We start from the raw sequence: 26,220 nt of genomic DNA on the forward strand, positions 1-26,220 counted from the left end.
GGCTGCAAAAGCAACGGGCGTACCTGTTGGAGGTACGCCCGTTTATTTAATTCAGTTTCTGATCGTTCTTAGTGCAAAGCACCTGGTTTCTCGGCCTCATGCCCGTGAGCAGGAGCTGTTTCCTTTACCGGCGTGGTAGTACGTTCGTGGTAATAAGGATCGTATGTGTTACGCAGGTTCCTGTAAGAATCACCATCCCAGAGGAAGGCGGTAATGAACCAGATGAAGAGCAATGCAGGGATAGCGATGGTCATCACCAGGTTCTTGATCTCATGACCCAGGTGCATGAACTCTGCAATGATATAGAATGCTTTCGCGAGTGTGAAGATGATATAGAGAATGTTGAACCAGATCTTCAGGCTATGAAAGTGTGGTGCGATGAACATACCCACTACCAGTTCCACAACAGTGATCACCAGCAGGATCCAGAATGTACGCCAGATGGCTGCTTTATCAAATCCGTGTCCGTCTCCATCCGCGTGTGATTGCTTTACGCTTTCAAAAGTTTCCATAATATCCTTTTACAGTTGTAGTTTGATCAATGTTGTTTAGAACAGGTAGAAGCAGGTGAATACGAATACCCAAACCAGATCTACGAAGTGCCAGTACAGACCAGCTTTTTCGATCATGAGGTAGTGACCTCTTCTGTCGAATACTCCTTTCCAGGTCATGATCAGCATGATGATGTTGATCACTACACCAGACAATACGTGGAATCCGTGGAATCCGGTGATGGTAAAGAAGAAGTTGGTGAAGTTGGTAGATGCCGGAGTTCCTCCAAAGTTATTGAAAGGGTTCCTTCCCCACCATGCGCCCTGCTCATGCAGGTGATGCCATTCCCATGCCTGGCAGCCCAGGAACATGAGACCTCCAATGATGGTCAGGATCATATACTTCATTACACCTTTTCTATTGTTGGCATGTCCTTCACCTACAGCCAGTACCATGGTAACGGAAGAAGCGATCAGGATGAAAGTCATGATACTCACAAATACCAGCGGCATGTGCGCATGACCCATGAAAGGAACAGAGGAGAATACCTCGTTGGGGTCAGGCCAGCCGTTGCTTGCAAAACGAACGGTACCGTAAGAGATCAGGAATGCACCGAAGGTAAAAGCGTCACTCATCAGGAAGTACCACATCATTAACTTCCCATACTCCACGTTGAAGGGACTTTTTCCTCCATCCCACCATCTTTGCTTACCTGCTACTGCTGTTTGTGCCATGTTACTGTATTAGAAATTTTGAATGATATACTATTTTCAGTTAGCGTTTGATCAGGAAAAAAATGAACAGATATAACCAAAGTGCGTCTACAAAATGCCAGTAGGTGCTGATCACTTCCACGGGCACTGCATTGTAATTTCTGAATTTCCGGCTGAATGCCTTGAAGAACATAATGAGCAAGGCGATAGCGCCACCCAGTACGTGCACGGCATGCAGACCGAAAATGATGTACAGGAATTGTCCGGCTCCGGTTCCACCGTGAAGGAACACTCCTGTATCGGTCAGTTGTTTAAAACCGATCACCTGCATTACGATGAACAACACACCCAGCACTGCTGTTACTGTAAGCAGTTTACGGTAAAGGTTCATCTTGCGCTCTTTGAAACTCTTAAGAGCGTATTGCATGGTGAAGCTGCTGAGCAGCATTACACCGGTTGAATAAAAAAAGATCTGCGGCATTTCTACGGTTGACCATCCGGGTAAGCTACCCTTTACAATGTATGCACTGGTCAAACCGGCGAACATCATGATGATGCTGCCTATTGCAACCCACAAGGTGAACTTGTGAGGATGTACTTTTTGTCTCTGCGAACTCACCATCTCCATTGTCTGTTTTCTTTATAGTTTGTCTGCCAGCATAGCCAGAAATACTATGGGCAGGTAAATATAACTGCTGAACATCACTCTTCTCGCTGCTTTTGCTTCCATCTCACGGTACAGCCTTATACTTTGCCACAGCATAAAGAGATTGGCCGCAAAAATGATCCAGAGGCTCACGATACCGCTGATATTTGCCAGGTAAGGCAATACCCCGATAGGGATCAGCACCAGTGAATACACAATGGACTGAATGGCTGAAAACTTTCCTGGTCCTTCAGTGGATGGCAACAGTTTGAATCCGGCATGACTGTAATCCTTATGCGCAAGCCAGGCGATAGCCCAGAAGTGCGGGAACTGCCAAAAGAACTGGATTGCAAAAAGCACCCATCCGCCTGCACTGAGTTTATCTTCACCGGCGGCCCAGCCGATCAGGCAGGGAAGCGCGCCAGGCACCGCTCCCAGCAGAACAGCAACAGAGCTGACCTTTTTGAGAGGAGTGTACATGAAGGCGTAGATAAACCAGCTTACCAGCGCCACTGCGGCCGACAAAATGTTAAAGAACCATCCCAGTATTCCCAGTCCGATCACCAGCGTTACGATGGCGAAAGCCCATCCTTCAGCAGGTGTCATACGTCCGGAAGCTACCGGTCTTTTTGCTGTACGCTTCATCATCGCGTCGGTATCCTTCTCCACCACCTGGTTCACTGCATTAGCGCTGCCAGTTACCAGCATACCAGCTACGAAGAGTAAGATAACCATGCTCCAGTTCAACTGTACAACAGTAGGAGCCAGCAAATAACTGATCACAGATGAAAACACTACCATGAAGCTCAGGCTGAACTTGATCAGCGCCATGTAGTCACGCACTTTGCCGGCGATTGAAAAAGAGCTGTGTTGCTTCACGGTTTCCTGCGTCGTCATCAGTTATGAATATTTTAAACCGGTTACCGGATGAGGATTGCTCATCCGGCAATCAGTTGTTGCTTAGTGATGCTTGCTCTCATCCGGGCTGATAGGCTCGGTCTGAGGAATGAAATCTCTTCCATCCTTGCTGTAATCATAAGCCCAGCGGTGAACTTCAGGGATCTCACCAGGCCAGTTTCCGTGACCAGGATGGATAGGAGCAGTCCACTCGAGGGTTGTAGCGCCCCATGGGTTCTGGGTGGTTACTTTTCTACCCTTGAAAATAGAGTAGAAGAAGTTGAAGATGAACATCAACTGAACCGCGAATACGATGATGGCTACAGTAGAGATGAATTTATTCAGTTCTCCGAATTGTTTGAATGATTCCCAGATACCGTACTCGAAATAACGGCGAGGCATACCCGCCAGACCTTCGTAGTGCATTGGCCAGAAGATCAGGTAAGCGCCGATCAGGGTGATCCAGAAGTGGATGTACGCCATGGTATTGTTCATGAAGCGTCCATACATTTTGGGGAACCAGTGGTATACACCTGCGAACATTCCGAAGAAGGCAGACACACCCATTACGATGTGGAAATGCGCAATTACGAAATAAGTATCGTGAAGGTGGATATCCAGTGTAGAGTTACCGAGGAAGATACCGGTAAGACCACCGGAGATGAACAGGCTCACGAAACCGATAGCGAAGAGCATACCAGGCGTGAAGCGGATATTCGCTTTCCAGAGTGTGGTCAGCCAGTTGAACACTTTGATGGCGGAGGGAACCGCAATCAGGAGCGTCAGCAATACGAACACTGAACCGAGGAACGGATTCAGACCTGTTACGAACATGTGGTGCGCCCATACGAGGAAGGCCAGGATCGTGATAGCGAACATGGAACCTACCATCGCCATGTAACCGAAGATCGGTTTGCGGGAATTCACAGAAAGTACTTCTGAAGAAATACCCATGGCTGGCAACAGGATGATATATACTTCGGGGTGACCCAGGAACCAGAACAAGTGCTGGTAAAGGATCGCGCTACCACCTTCATTGGGGAGGGCGCCTACACCCGTGATGTAAATGTCGGAGAGATAGAAGCTGGTGCCGCCGTGACGGTCGAACAACAGCAGGATGAAACCAGAGAGCAGTACAGGGAACGACAGGATACCGAGTACGGCAGTGAAGAACAGCGCCCACATGGTCAGCGGCATCTTGGTCATGCTCATACCCTTTGTACGCATGTTCAATACAGTGGATACATAGTTCAGTCCACCGAGCAGTGAAGAGATCACGAACATTGCCATGGCAACGATCCAGAGGTCCATACCCGTTTTGGAACCCGGCGAAGCATCACCAAGCGCACTCAATGGCGGATAGGCCGTCCAGCCACCGGAGAATGGTCCGGTTTGAACGAATAATGAAGACAGCATCACGATGCTACCGCCGAAGAAGAACCAGTAGCTCAGCATGTTCATCATGGGAGAAGCCATATCGCGTGCTCCGATTTGCAGAGGAATGAGGAAGTTGGCGAAGGTTCCGCTCAAACCACCGGTCAATACAAAGAACACGAGAACGGTTCCGTGCATGGTTACCAGTGCGTAATAATTTTCAGGAGTGATCTTTCCACCTTTCGCCCATCTGCCCAGGATATCCTCCAGCCAGGGGAATGACTGATCAGGATAACCCAACTGCAAACGGAACAATACTGACATCAGACCTCCGAGTATCGCCCATACCATCCCTGTGATCAGGAATTGTTTCGCGATCATTTTATGATCCTGACTGAAAACGTATTTGGTTATGAACGTTTCCTTATGATGATGACCGTGATCATCACCATGATGCACTTCATGAGAATGGGCTACCTCAGAATGGCCGTGCAGTGCTGCTTCGTTGCTCATGATATTCTTTTTTATAATCGGGTATTCAAAACTTTTTTCGTTACGGTTTAGCTGCTGCTATCACTGGTTTTACTTCTTTGGCAACAGTGGTCACTGCTGCTTTGGTAGTATCAGCGGCAGGAGCCGGAGCTGCTTCCGGAGCAGGGAAAGCAACTGCATAAGCAGGCTTTTGTTTGGCTTTCCAGAGAATGAATTCATCCTTGGTTACCACTTTGATCAATCCTTTCATGGAGTAGTGACCGTTTCCGCACATCTGGTCGCAGGAGATCTCATACTCGAATTTGGGATTGCCGGTGATCTTCTTCATTTCTTCGGTAGTGTACTTGGGTGTGAACCACAGTGTAGTGGGCGTTCCAGGCACAGCATCCATTTTCAGGCGGAAGTGAGAGAGACCTACGTCGTGTACCACGTCGCGGGAGTTGATCACCAGTTTCACAGGCTGATCCTTCACCATGTAGATAGCTTCGTTGGTAACGATATCATCAAAAGTTGCGGGGTCTGCCTTGATCTCAACAGTACCTGCATCTTTCTTATTGTGATCTTTTTTCACGATAGTGGTATCGATCCAGTTCAGACCAAGCTGGTTGTTCTTTCCTTCATCGATCATACGGAAATACTTTTTTCCAAAAGTATTATCCTTACCTGGGTAGCGATAGATCCATCCGAATTGTTTGCCGGTGATCTCCACTACGAGAGAATCTTTGGGAGCGTCGCCGGTGATACGGAACCAGTAGTACAGACCGAAACCAACCAGGATACAGAGTGTGATGGCAGGAACGGTAGTCCAGAGGATCTCCAGTTTATTGTTATGCGGATAGAAGAATGCTTTTCTTTTTGAACTGTACTGGTATTTGTATGCGAACCAGAACAGGAGGATCTGTGTTATGATGAATACAATACCACAAATAGCAATGGTAATGTACAGCATGGTATCAATGTTCTCACCATGGTCAGACGCTGAGGGGTGCGCCAGGAGGGTTTTACCAAACAGGAGTTTGTTGCACCACCATACGCCGAGAAGCCCCAGTACCAGGAATACCACCATCAGGAATGCATTGACCTTATTACTTTGCTCGAAAGCTTTCTTCTCGCCTTTCAGCACAGAAACATACTCGCTAGCCTTGGCAATCTGAAACGTGATCAGGAAGCCCAGTGCAAGGATCGTTAAAAGAAATATTCCGGTAGTTGTCATGATCTATCAATAAATTTTATTCGAACAAACAAGTTTTACTTCTTGAACTATACACACAGTTTTCAGATCAGGTATGGTGTATGATACTTTCCTTCATCAGCGGGTGGTTTTTGGCCACCAGCGGTTTTTTGGTCAGCGCATTACCCACGGCGAACATGATCAGACCAACGAAGCCGGCTGCAACACCGAAGTCGAACAGGTTGAGCGTTACATGATCTTTCATTACGCTGGCGAATACCATCTGGTAGAAGTCGAACCAGTGACCAACCAGGATCACGATCGCCATCATAGCGATAGTGGTGTAATTCCTTTTTGATCCGCGACGCATCAGGATGAGGAACGGAGCCAGGAAGTTGATCACGAAGCTGAACCAGAATACGCCACTATAAGCACCAGTCTCATGATCAGTAACGATACGTGAGCGGAAATAAACCGTTTCTTCAGGGATATTCGCATACCAGATCAGCATGTACTGGGAGAACCAGAGATATGTCCAGAAGATAGAGAATGCGAACATGAATTTACCCAGGTCATGCAGATGCTCTTCGTTTGTGTATTCCAGGTAGTTCTGATTTTTCAGGTAAACTACAAAGAGGGCGATCACTGCGATACCTGCAACGAAGGTGCTGGCGAAAGTATACCAGCTATACATGGTAGAGTACCAGTGAGCGTCGATGCTCATCAGCCAGAGCCAGGGAACAGTGCTCATTACTGTGAGAGCGAACCACACGATGAATACGGCGGCCCATACAGTGTTCTTGAACAACCATTTCTTAGCAGACTCGTTACTGGCGGGCGGATTGTTATCCAGCTCGCTGTTGAGTTTGCGCATTTTGGCGCCCAGAACGATCCAGCCGATCAGAGTGAGGGCAGTCCAAACAATGAAGAAACCTTTATTGAGGAATCCTGCTTTACCTTCCAGGATCTTGTCTCCGTCCGGATGCAGCCAGTGGTAGATATGCGGATCTACTGTCACCAGGCAGATGAGGATGATAGCAGTGATGATACCGATGGGGATCACCGCTGTAGAGATAGCTTGCGTAACCCTTCCGAAGGTCAGCTGCCAGCTTCCCCATGCGAGCGTGGTAGCGCACAAGAAGAACATAGACGCATTTACCACCAATAAAAAGTAGACGCTATTTTGCAACAGGGCAGCCCAAAACCTTTGGGGATGCTCGCTGTTCCCGTATAGGAAGAAACCGATAATCACAGACAGCACACCGATTCCCATCAGGGCTAACGACCATGTTCTGTATCGCTTCGGTATCTCAAAAAATTCTTTAATAGCCATTGTCAACAGTTTATAATTTCAATGTGTCTTCTCAGTTATTTTTTAGCAGTTGTATCAGCAGCTGCGGGCTTCGCTTCTTCTGTGGCAGCTCCGTTAGCTTCAGCCTGTTTTGCTTTCACATAAGCGATCACCATCCAGCGCTGTGTTGTGCTGAGTTGTGAAGCGTAGCTACCCATCAGGTTCTTTCCGTAGGTTACGGAATACATCATCTGACCGGCAGGCATATTCACATAAGTGGCGTTGGTTGCCAGGTTAGCGGGTGCAGCAGCGTAAGGGCCGTCTGTACCATCGCTTCTTTTGTGCAGCACACCTGCGCCATCCAGTTTCGCGCCATGGCAGATACCACAGTTGATCAGGTAGAGACGCTCAGCTTCTGTATGCTGTTCGGGGCTCATAGCGGTGATTGGGTTAGGCACGGCTTTGGAAGCTTCATAGTTCACAGTCTCACCCTGTTTGTCGTGTGCAATAGGGAAAGGGAACATTTCGCCTCTTTTGATCGTACCTGGAACAGGCTTGGCGTTGTAGTTAATGCCCAGCGCTTTGAAAGTATCAAGCGGGGTATAGCTTTCAACAGCCACACTATAGGCCATGTCTGGCATGTACGCCTTACCGGGATTCCTGCTCGTATCACTACAACTCCAGGCTACAATGGCCAGTACAAAAACAGCTATGATCGATAATTTTTTCATCGTGCTTCAATATTCAATTATGCTGAAACGGTTTCGTCTGCGTATAACTTTTGCTCTTTGTCGTAACGACCCAGCCACCAGCCGGTCTCTGCGATCTGCGTATTCACTTCTTTAGCGCCGAGGCTGTTGAGCAATCCGCTGATCTCTGATTCATCGTTCCTGGGAGTTACTTCAATTACCATTACCATCTTGTCGTCAGTGGCCCTTGGATGGAAGTGATGTTTCTTCACGAAGGGAGCCAGCTGGCAGAGATAGCAGAAAGTGAGCACCATACCTACGGCTGCGCACAATACTGTGAACTCGAACATGATGGGGATCCACGCTGGCAAAGCGAAGTGGGGTTTACCACCGATGTTCAGCGGCCAGTCTTTGGTGAAGACCCAGGAGATGCAGCTCAAAGCGATGGTGGTACCAGTGATGCCATAGATGAAACCTGCAGTGTGAATGCTGGTGTCCCGCAGTCCCATGGCCTTGTCCAGACCGTGGATCGGCAACGGCGTATACACATCGTGCAGTTTATATCCAGACTTCCGTACTTTCTTCACGGCGTCAAATACCGCTTCTTCTTCATCAAAGCAACCGACTACAAATTTTTTAACAGCCATATAGCGATTTGTATAAGTTAAAATTCAATTAGTGATGTGCAGCGTGCACTTCATGATACAACTGGTCAACGCTTTCGTTTTCCACTTTACCCATGTCTTTCTTGTAGCTCTCACCTGATTTCTTCAGGATATGCTTGATCTCAGCGATCGCGATAACCGGGAAGAATTTGCTGAACAGGAAGTAGCAGGTGAAGAACAATCCGAAAGTTCCGAGGTAGAAACCAACTTCCCAGATGGTAGGGCGGTAGTAAACAGCCCAGCTACTTGGGATATAGTCACGGTAGATGGAAGTAACGATGATCACAAAACGTTCGAACCACATACCGATGTTCACGATCACAGACATGAAGAAGGTTACCACGATATTCCTTCTGAGTTTGCGGAACCAGAAGATCTGTGGTGAGAGTACGTTACAGCCCATCATCAGCCAGTAGCTCCATCCGTAGGGACTGAACAGGTCGAGCCTGTTATTCATGAATGCGTAGTTCTCATATGGGTTCTGACCATACCATGCGATGAACAGCTCAGTGAGGTAAGCGATACCCACGATAGAACCGGTGAGTACGATAACCTTGTTCATCACCTCGATATGTTCCATGGTGATATAATCTTCGAGGGCCAGTACTTTCCTGGTTACCAGCAGCAGGGTTTGCACCATTGCGAAACCGGAGAAGATCGCACCCGCAACGAAGTAGGGCGGGAAGATGGTGGTGTGCCAACCGGGAACCACGGAGGTGGCGAAGTCAAACGATACCACAGTGTGTACTGAAAGTACGAGTGGTGTACTCAAACCGGCCAGTACGAGAGAGAGGCTCTCATGACGTTGCCAGTGTTTGGTAGAACCTGTCCAGCCGAACGCGAGCAGACCATACATGAACTTTCTCCATTTCAGTTTGGCGCGGTCGCGGATGGTAGCGAAGTCAGGGATCAGACCAGAATACCAGAACAGCAGTGATACGGTGAAATAAGTAGAGATCGCAAATACGTCCCACAACAGCGGAGAGTTGAAGTTAACCCACAGCGGTCCGCGAGTGTTGGGGTAAGGCAGTACGAAGAAGGCCATCCATACACGACCCATGTGCCAGATCGGGAACTGGCCCGCGCACATTACGGCGAAGATGGTCATCGCTTCCGCAGCGCGGTTCACACCTGTTCTCCATCCCTGACGGAACAGCAGGAGGATCGCGGAGATCAGCGTACCGGCGTGACCGATACCTACCCACCATACGAAGTTGGTGATGTCCCAACCCCAACCGATGGTTTTATGCAGGTTCCACTGACCCACACCGTAAGTTACCTCACGATAGATAGAGTACACACCGAACAGCAGCAAGGCTACTGAGATGATGAACCCGATCCACCAGGCGCGGCTGGCCGGACCTTCAATAGGACGCACAATATCTTCCGTAACCTGGTGATAATCCTTTGTACCATCCACCAACGGTGCTCTTACTTGCGATTCGTACTTGAATGATGCCATTTGATATAAGCTTTAAGCTATTAGCATGTAGCTTGAAAAAAATTAATTCCTGATCACAACTCCTTAGTGCGCTGAATGATGTTCTCCAGCAGCAGCAGGCGTTTCAACTTTGTGTTCGAATACCTCAGCGCTCAGGTGACCTGCATTGGCGATCTCATGTGAGTTACGCACTTTAGCCAGGTAGTTGATGTTAGGCATTACGTGAATCTGCTCCAGTGCATGGTAGAGACGGAGACCATTCTCTTTTCTCACCTTGCTTACTTCGCTCTCAGGGTTGTTGGCGTTACCGAACACGATCGCATCGGCGGCACAAGCCTGCTGACAAGCAGTCTTCACATCGTCGTCCTGCAGTTCGCGGCCGGCTTTCTTCGCTTTCAGTTTACCTTCCTGCAGGCGCTGAACGCAGAAAGAACATTTCTCGATCACACCACGGCTGCGTACAGTAACGTCTGGGTTCAGTACCATGCGGGTGAGCTCGTCGTTCATCATCAGCACCACGTCATCCAGTTTACCCTCTTCAACAAGCGGGCGCTGGTTGTCTTTGAAGCTGTCTGCTCCGGTGTAGTCAGCCCAGTTGAAGCGACGTACTTTGAACGGACAGTTGTTGGCGCAATATCTTGTACCGATACAACGGTTATAAGTCATTTGGTTCAGACCTTCACTGCTGTGGTTGGTAGCGGCAACCGGACAAACGTTTTCGCATGGAGCGTTGTCGCAGTGCTGACACAACATCGGCATGAATACAGTCTGGATGCTGTCAGAATCGTTGGGGTTACCACTGAAGTAACGGTCGATGCGCAGCCAGTGCATATCGTGGAACCTTGCTACTTCATGTTTACCAACGATGGGAATATTGTTCTCAGCGTTACAGGCTACCACGCAGGCGCCGCAACCGTAACAGCTGTTGAGATCGATGCTCATGCCCCATTTGATACCAGGACGGGCGTGAACAGGATAGAGTGTACCTTCTTTCTCGTAGTTATCGAGACCACCCCATGGAGCCAGTTCTTTCGCCCTTGCGTCACGGATAATGGTTGGGGTTTTCTTGAATTCATCAAGCGTAACTTCCTTCACCACTTCATGACGGCCTTCGTAGCTATTGTGGTTCTGGGTTTGCGCGATCTTGTATTCTTTGCTCAGTTTCTTCACTTCCACCTTGTCTGTAGCGATCCACTCAACAGTAGATCCGTTGTATGACAGTAATGGGTAAGCGTTGAAACCTACGGGAGCACCACCGATCGCAACCACTGATCTTCCGATCTCTTTCACACGGCCGTAACCTACGGCAATGGCGATGGTGTTGGGCTGTGTACCGGGAATTACCATGATCGGCAATTCCAGTTTTTTATTTCCTACAGTGAGCTCGAGCATGGGCTTCATCACTTCCACCTCATACTTGTCTGCACCGCGGCTGTTGCTGATGTCTATGCCGAACATTTCTTTCGCCATGGCGGGAGAAATGACAGCGTAGTTATCCCAGGATACGCGGGTGATCGGATCAGGCATTTCGAGCAACCAGGGTTGTTGCCTTGTTTACCATCGCCCATCGATACTTTCTGGTAGATCACCACTTCAACATTACCGCCTTTCTTCATTCCGGCAGCGGCCGCCTGTGCACCTGCTACTGCAGCGCCGTTGAAGGCAGCACCAGCGGGAGCGATCTCGGTTTCGATGATACCATCCTGCAGGGCTTTGTTGTAGTTGTCTGCAGTTCCGAGTTTGGCTGTCCAGTAATTCTTGAAGTAGAGATCATATGCTGTTGCGTTGCCGGCCCATTTCAGAAGAGAGTCCTGAACAGGTCTTGTATCGAACAGCGGATTGATAGTTGGCTGGATCATGCTGATCTGGCCAGCTTTGAATTCTGCATCACCCCAGCTTTCGAGGAAGTGAGGAGCGGGCAGAGAATATTTACAACCCTGAGTGGTTTCGTCCATTTTCTCATTGAAGGAAACGGTAACAGAAACTTTAGCGAGGGCTTTTTTGAATCTATCGCCATCGAAGTATTCGTAAGCGGGGTTCACGCGGTCGATCAGGAGCGCGCCCACTCTTCCGGCTTCCATATCAGCAACCAGGGTAGCCATTTCACTGTCCAGACCCTGATGGGTGAGGATGGGAGCAGCCCAGTTGATGGTAGTGCCGTTTGCACCGATCGCTTCGTTGATAGCGTTCACCAGGATCTGAATGTTCACATTGTTGCTGTCTGCAACAACCAGTGCTTTGCCTCTGTTGGCAGCCAGGTCTTTCGCAGCGGCTTCAATGCCTTTCTTCAGATTGCCTTCCACACCAACAGCGCCTTGTCCGTTCACTGCGCTGAGCAGGGCGGCAGCCACAACACCGATCTGTGAAGGGCGGTGGGTATAACGTTCATCCGCATTCGAACCTGTGAGGCTCATCATGCTTTCGAACTGGTAGTGTTTGCTGATATCGGGGTTCTTTTCGTTCACCTTTCTTCCTGCGCTGTATCCGCGTTGGAATTCAACGGGCTCAACCAGGTGGCGAGGAAATCTGCTCCGAGGCTCACGATCACTTTTGCATTTTCAAACTGATAAGAAGGAATGGCTTTCTTACCGTAAGTGGCTTCGTTGGCCAGGATCATACCGCTATAAGAGATAGCGTCGAACTGAACATGGCGGCTGCCCGGATATTTGGCCAGGAATTCGCCGATGACCTGTTTGTATGTGGGAGAGTTTACAGTTGCAGTAAGGAGCACGATGGGAGCGCCGTTGAGGGCAGCCAGTGCATCAGTGATCTGTTTGTCGATCACATCATAATGAACCGCAGTTTTGTTTGCTTCCGGATTGCGAAGGCGTGCAGTATCGTACAGGTCCAGCACAGAAGCCTGCACTCTTGCAGTAGTGGCTCCTTTTGTGGATTTGCTGAGGGTGTTGCCCTCAACCTTGATGGGCCTTCCGTCACGCACTTTCGCTACGATGGGAATTGCTTCGCCACCGCTGATATAGGTAGTAGCATAGTAATCAGCAACACCCGGAACGATATCCTGTGGTCTGTTCACATAAGGAACAGCTTTCCTTACAGGAACTTCGCAACTGGCGGCGGCCATGGCGGCAGCAGTGCTGAATCCTAAATATTTAAGAAAATCTCTACGGGTTGCAGAACCATTGGCTAATCCGTTGTTGTCTGCAGCATCTTGAACCGGCAAGTCCTCGTTGAATTCGTTCTCTGCCAACTTTTGATGGGCCTCACTGTTGTTGAGCTCTGTGAAACTCTGCCAGTACTTTTTTTTAGCCATTTATATCAGTTTGAAAAATTTGGAAAAAGGGGGCGTTATCGAGTTTTCGATTAATAGTGACATTTCTGACACTCGGTACCGCCGATATCACTTACAGTCACGCTGTCTCTTGTTTTATTCTTGATCTCGTTGTGATACTTTTCGTAAATGCTGTAGAACTTGTTGTCAACGAAATCAACTTTTGTTTCACGGTGACAGTTCACGCACCATCCCATGCTGAGCTCTGCAACCTGCTTCACTTCATGCATATTGTTGATTTCGCCGTGACAGGTCTGACATTGTACTTTTCCAGCTTTCACGTGTTGAGCGTGGCTGAAGAATACGTGATCAGGCAGGTTGTGGATCTTCACCCACTCAACTGGCTTTTCTTCACCGGTATATTGTTTCTTGGCAGGATCCCATCCGGCAGCAGCGTAGATCTTCTGGATCTCTGCAGTACCGTTCACTTCGGTTCCGTCTTCCTTATAGATAGGATCACCAGTGTATTCATTGATGCTCATGTGACAGTTCATACAAACGTTCACAGAAGGAATAGAAGCCTGTTTGCTTTCCATAGCGCCGCCGTGACAGTACAGACAGTTGATCTGGTTGGTTCCGGCATGCACTTTGTGAGAGTAGTAAATCGGTTGTACGGGCTCGTAACCTTTTCTGCGATCGAGGCCGATCATACCTTTGGTAACGAAGAAACCGCCGATCACGAAAAGCAATACAGTGATGAGAGCGATATAAGTTTTATTTCTGTAGAAAGGAATAGGCTCTTGTGCAGGAATACCGTCTTTATCATCGGCCAGCTTCTTCAGGTTGCTGTTAACACCGAGCATCACGAGGGCTACAACGGCAAGGATCAGGGTAAGAACGCCGTAGAGGATAGCGTTGTCTGAAGAACCCATTTTACCATCAGCAGGAGCGCCGTCACCGGTTTTAGGAGCAGGAGCTTTATACTCGCGTACATATTTCAGGATGGCTTCGATCTCTTCATCAGTCATCGCAGGAAATACGTTCATCGGAGTTTTATTCCACTGAAGGAACAGATCGTTGAAGTATTTATTTCCTGAAGCCAGTACTTTCTGGTTGTTGCGGATCCACTCATGAAGGAGTTTTTTATCCTTCACACGGTCTTCGATTCCCTGCAGTTTCGGGCCAGTCAGGTCTTTAACCACACTGTGACAAGTGGCGCAATTATCCTGGAACAATTTCGCCCCATCTTGCGCAGTCAACTTATTTCCGAACGACAATAACGTAATCAATAATACACTGAGAAGGGCCCCTCTGGCAATTGGTCTTTGTACTCTGTGGTCAATCATATCAGTTGAATATGACGAGATTATGTGGAAAAATTTCCTGATTTGGCTGCAAAAATAAGTCAGGATTCTAACAAAATATCAACATAGTTAAAATTTTTTTAAGCCAGTCCTGTAGCGGGTTTCAGCCGATTTTTTTATTAAAATCCATTATGTCATGACATTAATGTCATGTTTTTGTCACCCCATTTTGGGGAGAGAGCGAGTGTGGAAAAGCAGCGAATCTCATATAATTGATAAATGCAATATGGAACGGCAAAATGCAAAATCTGACCAAATTGCCTCACTTTTGCGTCCATGTTTGAAAGGCTTCAACAAAAATGGAAGGTCAACGGATGGCGCCTGCTTCTCATTCTCGTCACCTTCGCAGTGGGCGGCAGCCTCTGCGGCTACCTCGGCCGGCTCATCCTTAATCAACTGACCATCAGCCAATCCGTAATACGTATTATATTATATATAGTACTCGTAACAATCCTCTGGCCTTTCTGCGTGATCCTGATCAGCATACCCACCGGCCAGTTCTTCTTCTTCCGGTCCTACCTCAAAAAAATGGGACAAAGGATCGCAGGCAAAAAAACGCAGACCACCGATAAACTTATCATGAACACAGAAGAAAAGTCGTCACCATTCCGCATTGCCGTATTCGCCTCCGGCGCCGGCTCCAATGCAGCGAAGATCATCGAATACTTTAAAGGGAAGCCTGGCATCGAGATCGGCCTCATTGTTTGCAATAAACCGGAAGCCGGTGTATTGAGCATCGCGCAGAAAGAAGGTATCCCCACCCTGCTGATCGAAAAAGAAAAATTCTTCCGGGGCAACGCCTATGTTGATGAACTGCAGCACGCGAATATCAGTTTCATCGTGCTGGCAGGTTTTCTCTGGAAAGTACCCGTTGCGCTGGTGCAGGCATTCAGCGGCCATATCGTGAACATCCATCCCGCACTTCTTCCCAACTATGGTGGTAAAGGAATGTATGGAATGCATGTTCACAATGCCGTGATCAATGCCAAAGAAAAAGAAAGCGGTATCTCCATTCATTTTGTAGATGAAGTATATGATCATGGTGCAGTGATCTACCAGGCCATTTGTTCCATCACAGATACCGATACACCAGAAACGCTTGCTCAAAAAATCCATCAGCTTGAACATGCACATTATCCACGTGTAATTGAAGAAGTGATCACCAAGTTGCAAAAACGCAGTTAAATAAACCGAACCCTCGGTTACAAATACTATCTTGCTGGTGTATCAATCATTTAAAACACGTTGCTGCGGACTGCTCTCTTTATATTATTGACCTTGCTGTTCTCTATGACAGTCCTCCCTGCCTTATCCCAATCCAGGTTCAAGGTTTCAGGAAGAGTAGTTGATGTATCGAAAGCTGTGCCGCTTCCATCGGTTACTATCATGACCACATCAGGGATGGGCACTGTTACAGATTCACTGGGGAGATACAGCATCCCGGTATTGGATACTGATTCCATCTGGTTCAGTTATCTCGGAAAGCCTACACCGAAGTATGCCGTGAAGTCCATTCCGAATATCAACCAGTTTGAATTATCGTTGCACGTAACCGTTACCAACCTGCCGGCTGTTACGGTAAAAAGTCCTAACTACAGAATGGACTCATTACAGAACCGCCGCGACTATGATAAATATTTTAATTACCAGAAACCGGGCCTCAGCCCAAGTATCAATCCTGATGGCCGCGTTGGAGCAGACCTGAATGAGCTCATTGGCTTTTTCCAGTTCCGCCGCAACAAACGCATGGCCCAGTTCCGCGACCGCCTTATCCGCGAAGAAGAAGAAAAATACATCGACCACCGCTTCAGCCGGCCACTGATCATCAAACTCACCGGCCTGAGAGGTGCAGAACTCGAAGCATTCATGATGCAGTACCGCCCTTCCGTCTGGTTCGTGCGTGTAGCTACCGACTATGAAGTGGGCATGTATATCAAAGAGTGCTTCCTGAAATACAGGATCATGAAAATCGAGAAAAGTGTAGAGGAAGAGAGTAAAGAAAAATAGAAATTGCTGACCTGATCCCATTCTTCCGGAATTCATCAATCTAACTGATAATGGACCAACTCAATCTCGGCATCGGCACCCGCCTGCAACACACTCAATTCGGACCCGGCGTTATCACCGGTATCCGCTACGCAACTTACCTGATCACTTTCATCAATCATGGTACAAAGGAGATCGACAAGAACGACTCCAACCTGGATGAGATCATTCCGGACAACGTAACAGAAGAGATCGAAACGCATAGCGATGTGGAAAAATCCCTCCTGAAGATCCTGCGCTTGTGGAATGGCGTTAGTGAGGTAGTGCCACTCGGCGATAAATGGAAAGGCGGCAATATGATCCTGCAACCGGCAGACAAATCGCAGAAGCCCAAAGAAGTTCCTGTGGAAGTTTTCTTCCATAAGATCGTGATGTTGCGCGACAGGCTTCGCGTTTTAGAGCAACAGTTGAACGCACACAAGCAACTCAGCGATGAAGAAAAAGTGAATCTCCAGCAATATATCACCCGCATCTATGGCACCCTTACCACTTTCAATGTACTGTTCAGAAATAAGGAGCAGTGGTTTGTGGGAGAGAAAGGAGCAGGCGAATAAGCTACAAACCCTATTGGCCGTCCGCCTTGTGCGGGCGGCTTTTCTTATTGTACCAAAGGGCACCCGCAAAAAAACGCATTCAATTTTTGCTATCCATGGGTAAGAAACAGTCGCTCATGCTTTGGTACAATTATTTTTCCGGTGATCAAATTTGATTGATGAGTTCTTGGAACTCTTGATTACATTTATTATCTCCAAGACCACCACTATGAGAAAAATCGTATCACTGGCAGTAGCGCTGATCTTTAGCTTTTATGGTTACACACAAACCTGGAAAGAACTTCATTTCGGTTCCATCGTGGTAGATACCCACAACGATATCCTCACCACCGCCATTGAAAAAGGATACAGCTTCGATCAAAACCTCAAAGGCAAAACACATTCAGACCTTGCACGCTTTTCAAAAGGCGGCATCGACGTTCAGATATTTTCCATCTGGAGCGATGGCAGCTACACGCATGGCAAAGGCTTCCGCCGCGCCAATCAACAGATCGACACACTCTATGCCGTGCAGAAAAGGAATCCCGGCAAGATGAGCATCGTTTCCAATTCCAGAGAACTGATGCAGGCCGTGAAAGAACAGAAACTCGCAGCAATGATCGGCGTGGAAGGAGGACATATGATCGAAGACAGGCTCGATTATCTCGACAGCCTTTACAACCGTGGCGCCCGCTACCTCACCCTTACCTGGAACAACTCTACCAGCTGGGCCAGCTCGGCAGCCGATGAATACAAAGGCAAACAACCCAAAGGCCTCAACGATTTCGGCAAACAGGTAGTGAAACATATGAACCAGCTCGGCATGCTGGTAGACCTTAGTCATGTTGGAGAACAAACCTTCTGGGATGCCATCAAAACCTCCACGCAACCGGTAATAGTATCTCACAGTTGCGCACATGCGATCTGCCCGGTTTCCCGAAACCTAACTGATGAGCAGATCAAAGCTGTAGGCAAGAACGGCGGCGTGATCCACCTCAATTTCTTCTCCGGCTTCCTGGACAGCAGCTTCTTCAAAAAGAACCGTGATTTCAGACGCAAGCACCGCGCTGAAGCAGATTCTCTTTTCGCCAGTGGAAAAGATACCAATACTGTCACCGAGCTGCTGGCCGAAAAATATGCGAAAGATGCGCAACAACTCCGCGCCCCCTTCTCTCTCCTCTTCGATCACCTGGACCATATTGTGAAACTGATCGGAACAGAACATGTAGGACTGGGCTCAGACTTCGATGGCATCACGTCTACGCCACAAAGGCTGAATGACGTGACCGATTTTCCACTCATTACCCAGGAACTACTCAGGAGAGGTTATACCCGGCAGCAGATCAAAGGCATATTAGGCGGCAACTTCCTTCGTCTATTCGAGACCGTTGAGAAGTCCGCTAACCCATAAACCTTTTCTATGCAACCACTCGCAACATCCCGTAGCCGGATCACGTCTATCGATCTCCTTCGCGGAGTGATCATCGTGATCATGGCCATCGATCATGTTCGTGATTTTTTCACCAACGCGAGGTTCGATCCAACAGACCTCACACAAACAACACCGGGTCTGTTCTTCACCCGCTGGATCACGCATTTCTGTGCGCCGGTATTCATGTTCCTCGCCGGCACAGGTGCATTCCTCTTCGGTCAAAAAAGATCGAAAGCAGAATTATCGAAGTTCCTCCTCACGCGCGGGCTCTTCCTGGTATTGATCGAATTCACCGTTTCACATTTTGCCCTGCATTTCAATTTCCGTTACGATCTCATTCTTGCGATGGTGATCTGGGCGCTGGGCATGTGCATGATCTTTCTTTCATTGCTGGTGAAGCTGCCATTGAAAGCGATCCTTATTATCAGTCTCTTGCTGATCCTTGGGCATAATGCATTGGACGGAATCAGTCCTGCTGCATTGGGCGGCGCGGGCTGGTTATGGAATATCCTTCATGTGCCCGGCTTCTTCCCGCTGGGCGCCAATCGCGGGCTGGTGATCGGTTATCCGCTGATCCCCTGGATAGGCGTGATGGGCGCAGGATATGCGTTTGGCAAATATTTCCAGCAGAACGCTGAACAAAGAAGAAAAATATTCATCCGGCTCGGACTGCTCCTTACAGCGCTCTTCATCATCATCCGTTTCATCAATATCTATGGTGATCCGCAGCGATGGTCTCCGCAATCATCTTCCCTGTACACTTTTCTATCTTTTCTGAATACTACCAAGTATCCGCCATCACTGAGCTTCCTCTTGATGACCCTCGGCCCGGCCATCTTTGCGCTGGGCTTGATGGAAAGAGCGAAGGGACCGTTCACTGATTTTTTCACAGTGTATGGTAAAGTGCCCATGTTCTTCTTCCTCACACATTTCTACCTGATCCATTTGCTGGCGCTGATCACGGGAGTTATCCAGGGATACGATGCTTCAGCATTTTTAAACTTCGTGAACAACTTCCCGAAGGATTTCGGATTTGGCCTTGGCGGCGTTTACGCATACTGGGCAACGGTAGTTCTATTATTGTATTTTCCCTGTAAATGGTATGGCAGGCTCAAAGCCGCCAGCAGAAACCCTTTATTGAGTTATATATGAAAATCATCCTCCCTTTTATCTGTTTGCTGGTAGTGATGGCGGCGCAGGCACAATTGTCCTGCGACCTGCTGATCAAAAATGGCAAGATCATCGACGGCACAGGCAATTCCTGGTTCTATGGAGATATTGCCGTGAAAGACGGAAAGATCATGGCAGTAGGCAAACTGCCACAGTACACTGCCAAAACTGTTATCGATGCGAAGCAACAGATTGTTGCGCCCGGGTTCATAGATGTACATGGCCATATCGAAAGCGGCATCAAAGAAACTCCTACTGCCGACAATTACATCTTTGATGGTGTAACCACCGTGATCACCGGCAACTGCGGCGGCTCTGCAGCCAGCCTCGGTAAATTCTTTGCGCAGGTAGACAGTATGCACAGCTCCATCAATGTGGCTTCACTGGTTGGTCATAACACGGTGAGAGAACAGGTGATGAAGCGCGATAACAGATTGGCAACACCAGAAGAACAATCGCAAATGGACCAGCTGGTTGAAAAAGCCATGCAGGAAGGCGCCCTGGGATTATCCACCGGACTGATCTATATCCCCGGCACTTTCGCCAACACCGCGGAAGTGGTTGGCCTGGCAAAAGCTGCAGGCAAACACCACGGACTATACGCTTCGCATATACGAAATGAGGAAAACGGCGTGGTGGATGCTATCAATGAAGCGATCCAGGTGGGGAAAGAGGCAAACGTTCCTGTGCAGATCTCGCATTTCAAGGTGAGCGGCAAGGCCAGCTGGGGTAAATCAAATATCACACTCGCTCTTATCAAGGCAGTAAGGAATGAAGGATATGATGTTACCATCGATCAATATCCCTACACCGCCAGCAGCACCAACCTGGGTGTCAGACTTCCTGACTGGGCGCTGGCCGGAGGACAAGACAGTCTGAAAGCGAGGCTTCGCGATCCCGCCACGCGTGCGGCTATCAAAAAAGGAATGCTGGAACAACTTGCGAAATACAAATACAAGAATTACAGCTACGCCGTAGTGGCCAACTTCTCTGCCGACAGCAGTTACAATGGCAAAAGCATCACGGAGATCAATCAAATGCTTGGAAGAAAACCGAAAGCCGCCTGGGAAGCTGAAACCATTATGGATATGATGGAGAAGGGAGGTGCACAAATGGTATATCATGGCATGAGCGAAGACGATGTGAAATACATCATGCAATATCCTTTCTGTATGGTGGGCGCAGACGCAGGTGTACCTGTTCCCGGAAAAGGAATGCCGCACCCCAGAGGCTACGGCACCAATGCCAGGATATTGGGAAGATATGTGAGAGACATGCAGGTGATCTCATTGGAAGAAGCCATCCGCAGAATGACCTCACTGGCTGCACAGAAATTCCAGCTCACCAACAGGGGATTGCTGAAACCCGGTATGGCAGCGGATATCGTGATCTTCGATCCTGCAACGGTGAATGATAAAGCCACATTTGAACAACCGCATCAATATTCCGTAGGCTTCAGCCATGTGATCGTGAATGGCGGCATTACGATGCAGGAGGGGAAACATACAGGATTGCGTAATGGGCAGCCACTGTACGGGCCAGGTAAGAATCAGTAATCCAGCAATTGCTGAACACACTCGTCCAGCCTCGACTTCGCCAGGAAATTATTTTCCAGGTCGATGCTGAAAGGAACTGGTGTATCCAGTGAAGCGCACCTCAAAACAGGTGCATCCAGCTGCTGGAAACAATGTTCGCTGATCCAGGCGCTGATCTCACCGCCAATGCCCCCGGTGAGTGTGTCTTCATGCAGGATCAAAATTTTTCCGGTTGCGGAGACTGATTCACGGATGGCTTCATAATCCAGTGGCAAAAGCGTACGAAGGTCAAGTATATCGATGGAGATAGCCGGATTTGCGGCCGCATATTGTTTTGCCCAATGCACGCCGCTTCCGTATGTGATGATGGAAATGTCTTTTCCTTCCTGCACTTTCCTGGCTTTGCCGATGGGCGTTTCGTAATACACATCGGGCACTGCACCGCTCACGCTCCGGTAGAGTGCTTTATGCTCGAAGAACATCACGGGATTGGGATCGTTGATAGCGGCTATGAGCAAGCCTTTGGCATCTTCGGGTGTGGAAGGATATACCACCTTGAGACCGGGAGTATGCGTAAACCAGGCTTCATTGCTTTGTGAATGGAAAGGCCCGGCCCCTACTCCGCCGCCGGTTGGCATGCGCACTACTACATCGGCGGAATGCCCCCAACGATAATGGATCTTGGCCAGGTTGTTCACGATCTGGTTGAAAGCGACTGACACGAAATCCGCAAACTGCATTTCCACTACGCTTTTGTAACCTTCAAGGCTCAGTCCCAGTGCGGTTCCTATGATAGCGCTTTCACAAATCGGAGTGTTGCGTACACGGCTTTTCCCATATTTTTCTACAAATCCTTCAGTGATCTTGAAAGCGCCGCCATATTCCGCAATATCCTGCCCCATTATAACGAGATTGGGATGTTGCTGCATACTTTGGTCCAGCCCCTCTTTCACGGCATCGATCAAACGAAGTTCATTTTTGTTTTCATCATCCACCAGGCTAACATCGGGTACATCTGTTTCGGGAACAGGTGCATATACGTCAGACAGTTCCTTATTGCTGTCAACCCTGATGGGACTGCTCTCCTGCGCCATCGCCAGTTCCACTTCAATATATTCCCTGATATTCTCTTTGATCCGGGCGATACGGTCCTCGGGTATGATCTGCTCCGCCACCAACCATTGTTCAAAATTCTTCACGGGATCTTTTTTCTCCCATTCCTCAAACAGGTGCGGGGAACATATTTGGTGCCGCTGGCCTCTTCATGGCCGCGCATGCGGAAGGTCATGCATTCGATGAGATAAGGCTTTTGTTCGCGGATGCAGTATTCGCGTACGCCTTTGATAGTATCGTATACAGTAAGGATATTGTTGCCATCGATCTGAACACCTTCCATGCCGTAGCCGCGAGCACGGTCTACCAGGTTCTCGCAACGGTATTGCTCACTAACGGGAGTGCTTAGCCCATAACCATTGTTCTCAATGAGGAAGATCACAGGCAGGTCCCAAACTGCAGCAGTATTGAGGGCTTCATGAAAATCACCCTCGCTGGTGCCGCCTTCGCCCGTGAAGGCAAGCGACACTTTCTGCTCATTGCGCAATTTGGCTGCCAGCGACACGCCATCGGCAATGGCCAGTTGCGGGCCGAGGTGACTGATCATGCCACAGATATGATGTGGGTTATTTCCGAAGTGAAAGCTTCTTTCGCGACCATTGCTGTAGCCGTCCTGGCTGCCCTGCCATTGTTTGAATAGTTTACTGAGCGGCATGTTGCGGGTGGTGAACACTCCCAGGTTGCGGTGCAATGGCATGATCCACTCTTCCGGTTGAAGCGCCAAAGTAGCCCCAACTGCAATGGCTTCCTGGCCGATGCCGCTGAACCATTTCGAAATCCGTCCCTGCCTTAGTAAGACCAGCATCTTTTCTTCAATCATGCGCGGGAGCAACAGGCTTCTGTAAAATTGGACCAATTGTTCATTGCCCAGGTCTTTGCGATCGAATTGCATACGGCATACAAATATGGAAGGTGAATGGAGTAAAGTCTATTGATCTGCATTTCGCTCCACATTGTCTTCCCTGTACAACAGGGATGAAACGATCGACAACAGAAGCGAAAACAACAGCGCCCACCAGAAACCGTCCACCACAAATCCGGGGACCACTTTTTCCGCGAGCAGAATGATACAGGCATTGATCACGAACAGGAACAACCCGAACGTAAGCAATGTTATGGGGAATGTAAGCAGAATGAGAACGGGTTTGAGGATGGCATTCAATATTGCCAGCACAATGGCAACAATAATGGCCGTCCAGAAAGTATCGATATGAACGCCACTCAAAATATAAGAAAGCCCGAACGCGATAACGGAGGTAACTACTACCCGCATAATAAATTTCATATCTGCCTATTTACATCCGGGAGTTAAGTTACCAATATTTCCGTTATCCGGATCAGCTTTTTAGATCACTACCAGTTCGTAGAAATCGTCGGGTTGTAAGTAGGTATTGGCCAGCTCCTGCAATTCTTTGGCGGTAATGCTGCGCACTACCTGCAGGCTCTGATAAAAATAAGCTTCATCAACACCGTTCAGGATCATGTTCTTCCAGCGACCGATCACCTGGAACGGACCATCCAGGTCGCCCAGCACAGTTCCGATAATGAAGTTGCGGGTCATCATCAGTTCTTCTTCATCTATTTCTTCTTCGCGGAGCAATTCCATTTCATTGTAGATCTCTTTCACGGTCTCTTCCGCCACATCCCTGCCGGCTTCGGTGGTGATCATCCAGCCGCTTTCATGAATGAAGTTGAGGAGATAACTGTAGATGCCGTAGGTATAACCTTTGTCTTCGCGGATATTGCCCATCAGTCGTGATCCGAAGAAACCGCCGAGCACGTTGTTGAGCACCTGCGCTTTCTGGAAATCAGGATGATGGCGGTTCGGGAAGGGACGCAGCAAACGGATAGCGGCCTGCACACCATTGGGATCATTCATGATCCTGTATTTCTTCTCTGTGGCCGGTTCGATCTTGTGTTGCACGCCCACCACGGTTTCGCGGTGTTTGCGAACAGGAAGGCCGCCGAAATATTTTTCCAGTTCGGCGATCATATTCTCCGGCAGCTTGCCGGCAGCAAAGATCACCATGCGGCCTTTGCGGTAATATTCTTCATAGAAGCCAACCAGGTCTTCCCGGGTGAGAGCTTCATAGTCTTCTGCATTATTGTATTTCCCGTAAGGATGTTTCTCTCCGAAAAGATAGGAGTCGATGAGACGGCCAGCCACAAACTCACTTTTCTGCAAATTCACTTTCAGGCGTTGCAGGGAGTTCTGTTTGTAAATAGCGAGCTCCTCTTCAAGGAAAGTAGCATCGGTGAACATTTCAGCAATCACGGGGATCAGCGCATGTACATGCTTGTTAAGACAGTGCAGGGTCACTTCTGAAGTTTCGGAGTAACAGCTGCGGTTCACGTAAGCACCGTAGTAATCGAAATGTTCATTGATCTCGAAAGCGGTGCGGCCGGATGTGCCATTCTTCATGAGGAAGTTGGTGGCGGCTGCCAGGGCTTTCTTTTTTTCGTACCATGCGCCGGCATAGAACACCCAGTTGATCTGGAGGGTGTCTTCACTGCCCATGTTGAGCGCGTACACTTCAACGCCATTGCTGAGTACGTGGTGGTCGCAGCGCGGAAGCACCAGTTCAAAATCAACGGCATCTTTTATAGGAGGAGCGATAGTTCTGTTGGGCATAATTACTGTTTACTGTAATAACAAAGGGTACAACTGTTGTTCACATCAAAGTATTTGCGGCTGTAGTTGAGTACATCCTCTACGGTTACGGAGAAGTATTTCTCGCGGTCGCTGTTGAAAAGCGATGCGTCTCCCAGCAGCTCATAGAAAGCGAGATTGTTACAGCGCGTCATCACACTCATATCTTCGAATGCGATGGCAGATTCTGTTTTGTTCTTCACCTTGGTAAGCTCTTTTTCGGATATGCCTTCGCGTTTGAGCTTCTCCAGCTCTTCCTCGATGGCGGCTTCTGCATCTTCCATCTTCACTCCTTTCACCAGTTTTCCTTCGATGGTGAGCAGGCCCTTGTCAACGGTTCCGAAATGATAGCATTCGATATTGCTGAACAGTTTCTTTTCTTTCACCAGGCTTTGGAACAACCTGGAAGATCCGCCACCACCCATTACCTCGGTGATGAGATCGGCCACGTAGTAACCATGGCTGAGGCGGTTATCCATATGGTATACCTTGTAAATCGCGTCCAGCGGCACATCAGCATACACAATCTCCCTGCGCGGCGCAGTCTGTACGGGCTCTTCAGGAGTATGCCGCTCCCATTTTTTACCGGACGGGATATCGCCGAACCATTTCTCCGTGAGCTCACGCACCTGTGCGGTTTTGATATTCCCGCCCACTACCATGATGGCATTGGAAGGATTGTAATGTTCGGCGAAGAAGGCTTTCACATCGGCCAGTGTGGCGTTTTCGATATGCGAGAGCTCCTTTCCGATGGTAAGCCAGCGGTAAGGATGCACTTTGTAAGCCATTTCGCGGAGCTTGAACCAGACATCGCCGTAAGGCTTATTGATATAATGCTCTTTGAACTCTTCGCTTACTACTTTCCGTTGTACTTCCAGGCTCTTCTCGTCGAAAGCGAGGGAGAGCATGCGATCACTTTCGAGCCAGAATGCGGTTTCCACATTCTCTGCGGGGAGTTGCACGTAGTAATTGGTGAGATCGTTGCTGGTATAGGCATTGTTTTCGCCGCCTGCCATCTGGAGGGGCGTTTCATAATCCTCTATATTGATGGAGCCGCCGAACATCAGGTGTTCGAACAGGTGGGCGAATCCGGTTTTATTGGGGTCTTCATCCCTGGCGCCTACATCGTACATAATATTCACAACAGCCATGGGCGTGGTATGGTCTTCATGCACGATCACGCGTAAACCATTGGGAAGCGTGAACTTTTCAAATTGTATCATGTGTCTTTTTCCTTTATGCGGACAGCAAATTAACGACACAAAGTACAATTTTGA

23 protein-coding genes and 1 pseudogene are annotated in these 26,220 nt (G+C 48.7%); 6 read left to right on the top strand and 18 right to left on the bottom strand.

What is annotated here, in order from left to right:
- Positions 1-68 precede the first annotated feature (68 nt).
- From FSB84_RS06100 to FSB84_RS06165, 14 genes are all read right to left on the bottom strand, one after another.
- Entirely contained in the window at positions 69-512 is a 444-nt protein-coding gene (locus FSB84_RS06100; RefSeq protein ID WP_130542407.1) for a cytochrome C oxidase subunit IV family protein, read from the bottom strand.
- 36 nt (positions 513-548) lie between these two features.
- Positions 549-1,226 (bottom strand): cytochrome c oxidase subunit 3, encoded by a 678-nt coding sequence (locus tag FSB84_RS06105; protein WP_130542406.1) that lies wholly within the window; start codon positions 1,224-1,226, stop codon positions 549-551.
- Positions 1,227-1,266: 40 nt separating this feature from the next.
- The gene (locus FSB84_RS06110) at positions 1,267-1,827 is read right to left on the bottom strand and encodes a cytochrome c oxidase subunit 3 (RefSeq protein WP_225979989.1); all 561 of its coding nucleotides are present in this window, start codon (positions 1,825-1,827) and stop codon (positions 1,267-1,269) included.
- Positions 1,828-1,845: 18 nt separating this feature from the next.
- Positions 1,846-2,748: a heme o synthase gene (cyoE, locus tag FSB84_RS06115; RefSeq protein ID WP_130542404.1), complete on the bottom strand. Its 903-nt coding sequence runs from the start codon at positions 2,746-2,748 to the stop codon at positions 1,846-1,848.
- A gap of 63 nt (positions 2,749-2,811) precedes the next feature.
- Positions 2,812-4,635, bottom strand: coding sequence for a cytochrome c oxidase subunit I (locus FSB84_RS06120; protein WP_130542403.1), 1,824 nt, complete (start codon positions 4,633-4,635; stop codon positions 2,812-2,814).
- Between the two features lie 40 nt (positions 4,636-4,675).
- The gene (locus FSB84_RS06125) at positions 4,676-5,827 is read right to left on the bottom strand and encodes a cytochrome c oxidase subunit II (RefSeq protein WP_130542402.1); all 1,152 of its coding nucleotides are present in this window, start codon (positions 5,825-5,827) and stop codon (positions 4,676-4,678) included.
- A gap of 67 nt (positions 5,828-5,894) precedes the next feature.
- A complete protein-coding gene (locus FSB84_RS06130) occupies positions 5,895-7,118 on the bottom strand; it encodes a quinol:cytochrome C oxidoreductase (protein ID WP_130542401.1) in 1,224 nt (407 codons plus the stop codon).
- Positions 7,119-7,153: 35 nt separating this feature from the next.
- Complete coding sequence (locus FSB84_RS06135) at positions 7,154-7,807, bottom strand: c-type cytochrome (RefSeq protein WP_130542400.1); 654 nt, start codon at positions 7,805-7,807, stop codon at positions 7,154-7,156.
- Positions 7,808-7,824: 17 nt separating this feature from the next.
- Positions 7,825-8,412, bottom strand: coding sequence for a DUF3341 domain-containing protein (locus tag FSB84_RS06140; RefSeq protein ID WP_130542399.1), 588 nt, complete (start codon positions 8,410-8,412; stop codon positions 7,825-7,827).
- Positions 8,413-8,440: 28 nt separating this feature from the next.
- The gene (gene nrfD, locus FSB84_RS06145; RefSeq protein ID WP_130542398.1) at positions 8,441-9,892 is read right to left on the bottom strand and encodes an NrfD/PsrC family molybdoenzyme membrane anchor subunit; all 1,452 of its coding nucleotides are present in this window, start codon (positions 9,890-9,892) and stop codon (positions 8,441-8,443) included.
- A gap of 63 nt (positions 9,893-9,955) precedes the next feature.
- Positions 9,956-11,398, bottom strand: a complete 1,443-nt coding sequence (locus FSB84_RS06150; RefSeq protein ID WP_147122069.1) for a 4Fe-4S dicluster domain-containing protein — start codon at positions 11,396-11,398, stop codon at positions 9,956-9,958.
- Positions 11,317-12,336: a molybdopterin-binding domain-containing protein gene (locus tag FSB84_RS06155; protein WP_147122071.1), complete on the bottom strand. Its 1,020-nt coding sequence runs from the start codon at positions 12,334-12,336 to the stop codon at positions 11,317-11,319. Before FSB84_RS06155 ends, FSB84_RS06150 begins: the two co-directional genes overlap by 82 nt.
- A complete protein-coding gene (locus FSB84_RS06160; RefSeq protein ID WP_147122073.1) occupies positions 12,333-13,142 on the bottom strand; it encodes a TAT-variant-translocated molybdopterin oxidoreductase in 810 nt (269 codons plus the stop codon). Before FSB84_RS06160 ends, FSB84_RS06155 begins: the two co-directional genes overlap by 4 nt.
- Positions 13,143-13,192: 50 nt before the next feature.
- Complete coding sequence (locus FSB84_RS06165; RefSeq protein ID WP_130542396.1) at positions 13,193-14,446, bottom strand: c-type cytochrome; 1,254 nt, start codon at positions 14,444-14,446, stop codon at positions 13,193-13,195.
- 294 nt (positions 14,447-14,740) lie between these two features.
- On the opposite strand from FSB84_RS06165, the gene FSB84_RS06170 reads away from it, so the two are divergent.
- From FSB84_RS06170 to FSB84_RS06195, 6 genes are all read left to right on the top strand, one after another.
- Positions 14,741-15,649 carry a phosphoribosylglycinamide formyltransferase gene (locus tag FSB84_RS06170; protein WP_225979990.1) on the top strand — a complete coding sequence of 303 codons (909 nt, stop codon included), beginning with the start codon at positions 14,741-14,743 and terminating at the stop codon, positions 15,647-15,649.
- A 105-nt stretch (positions 15,650-15,754) separates the two neighbouring features.
- Positions 15,755-16,471: a peptidase associated/transthyretin-like domain-containing protein gene (locus FSB84_RS06175; RefSeq protein WP_130542395.1), complete on the top strand. Its 717-nt coding sequence runs from the start codon at positions 15,755-15,757 to the stop codon at positions 16,469-16,471.
- Between the two features lie 50 nt (positions 16,472-16,521).
- Complete coding sequence (locus tag FSB84_RS06180) at positions 16,522-17,064, top strand: hypothetical protein (protein ID WP_130542394.1); 543 nt, start codon at positions 16,522-16,524, stop codon at positions 17,062-17,064.
- A gap of 208 nt (positions 17,065-17,272) precedes the next feature.
- Complete coding sequence (locus FSB84_RS06185; RefSeq protein WP_130542393.1) at positions 17,273-18,454, top strand: dipeptidase; 1,182 nt, start codon at positions 17,273-17,275, stop codon at positions 18,452-18,454.
- A 9-nt stretch (positions 18,455-18,463) separates the two neighbouring features.
- A complete protein-coding gene (locus tag FSB84_RS06190) occupies positions 18,464-19,627 on the top strand; it encodes a DUF1624 domain-containing protein (protein WP_130542392.1) in 1,164 nt (387 codons plus the stop codon).
- Positions 19,624-21,201, top strand: coding sequence for an N-acyl-D-amino-acid deacylase family protein (locus FSB84_RS06195; protein ID WP_130542391.1), 1,578 nt, complete (start codon positions 19,624-19,626; stop codon positions 21,199-21,201). Before FSB84_RS06190 ends, FSB84_RS06195 begins: the two co-directional genes overlap by 4 nt.
- Here the strand turns inward: FSB84_RS06195 and FSB84_RS31640 are convergent.
- From FSB84_RS31640 to FSB84_RS06215, 4 genes and pseudogenes are all read right to left on the bottom strand, one after another.
- Positions 21,195-23,185: pseudogene (locus FSB84_RS31640) on the bottom strand (alpha-ketoacid dehydrogenase subunit alpha/beta). The gene FSB84_RS06195 and the pseudogene FSB84_RS31640 overlap by 7 nt on opposite strands.
- A gap of 36 nt (positions 23,186-23,221) precedes the next feature.
- Positions 23,222-23,578 (bottom strand): phage holin family protein, encoded by a 357-nt coding sequence (locus tag FSB84_RS06205; protein ID WP_130542389.1) that lies wholly within the window; start codon positions 23,576-23,578, stop codon positions 23,222-23,224.
- A gap of 60 nt (positions 23,579-23,638) precedes the next feature.
- Positions 23,639-24,925, bottom strand: a complete 1,287-nt coding sequence (locus FSB84_RS06210) for a M16 family metallopeptidase (RefSeq protein ID WP_130542388.1) — start codon at positions 24,923-24,925, stop codon at positions 23,639-23,641.
- A 2-nt stretch (positions 24,926-24,927) separates the two neighbouring features.
- On the bottom strand, positions 24,928-26,166 hold the full coding sequence (locus FSB84_RS06215; RefSeq protein WP_130542387.1) for a M16 family metallopeptidase: 1,239 nt from the start codon (positions 26,164-26,166) through the stop codon (positions 24,928-24,930).
- Positions 26,167-26,220: the final 54 nt, after the last annotated feature.

It is taken from the genome of Pseudobacter ginsenosidimutans, from assembly GCF_007970185.1.
In the GTDB taxonomy this organism is placed as follows: Bacteria; Bacteroidota; Bacteroidia; order Chitinophagales; family Chitinophagaceae; genus Pseudobacter; species Pseudobacter ginsenosidimutans.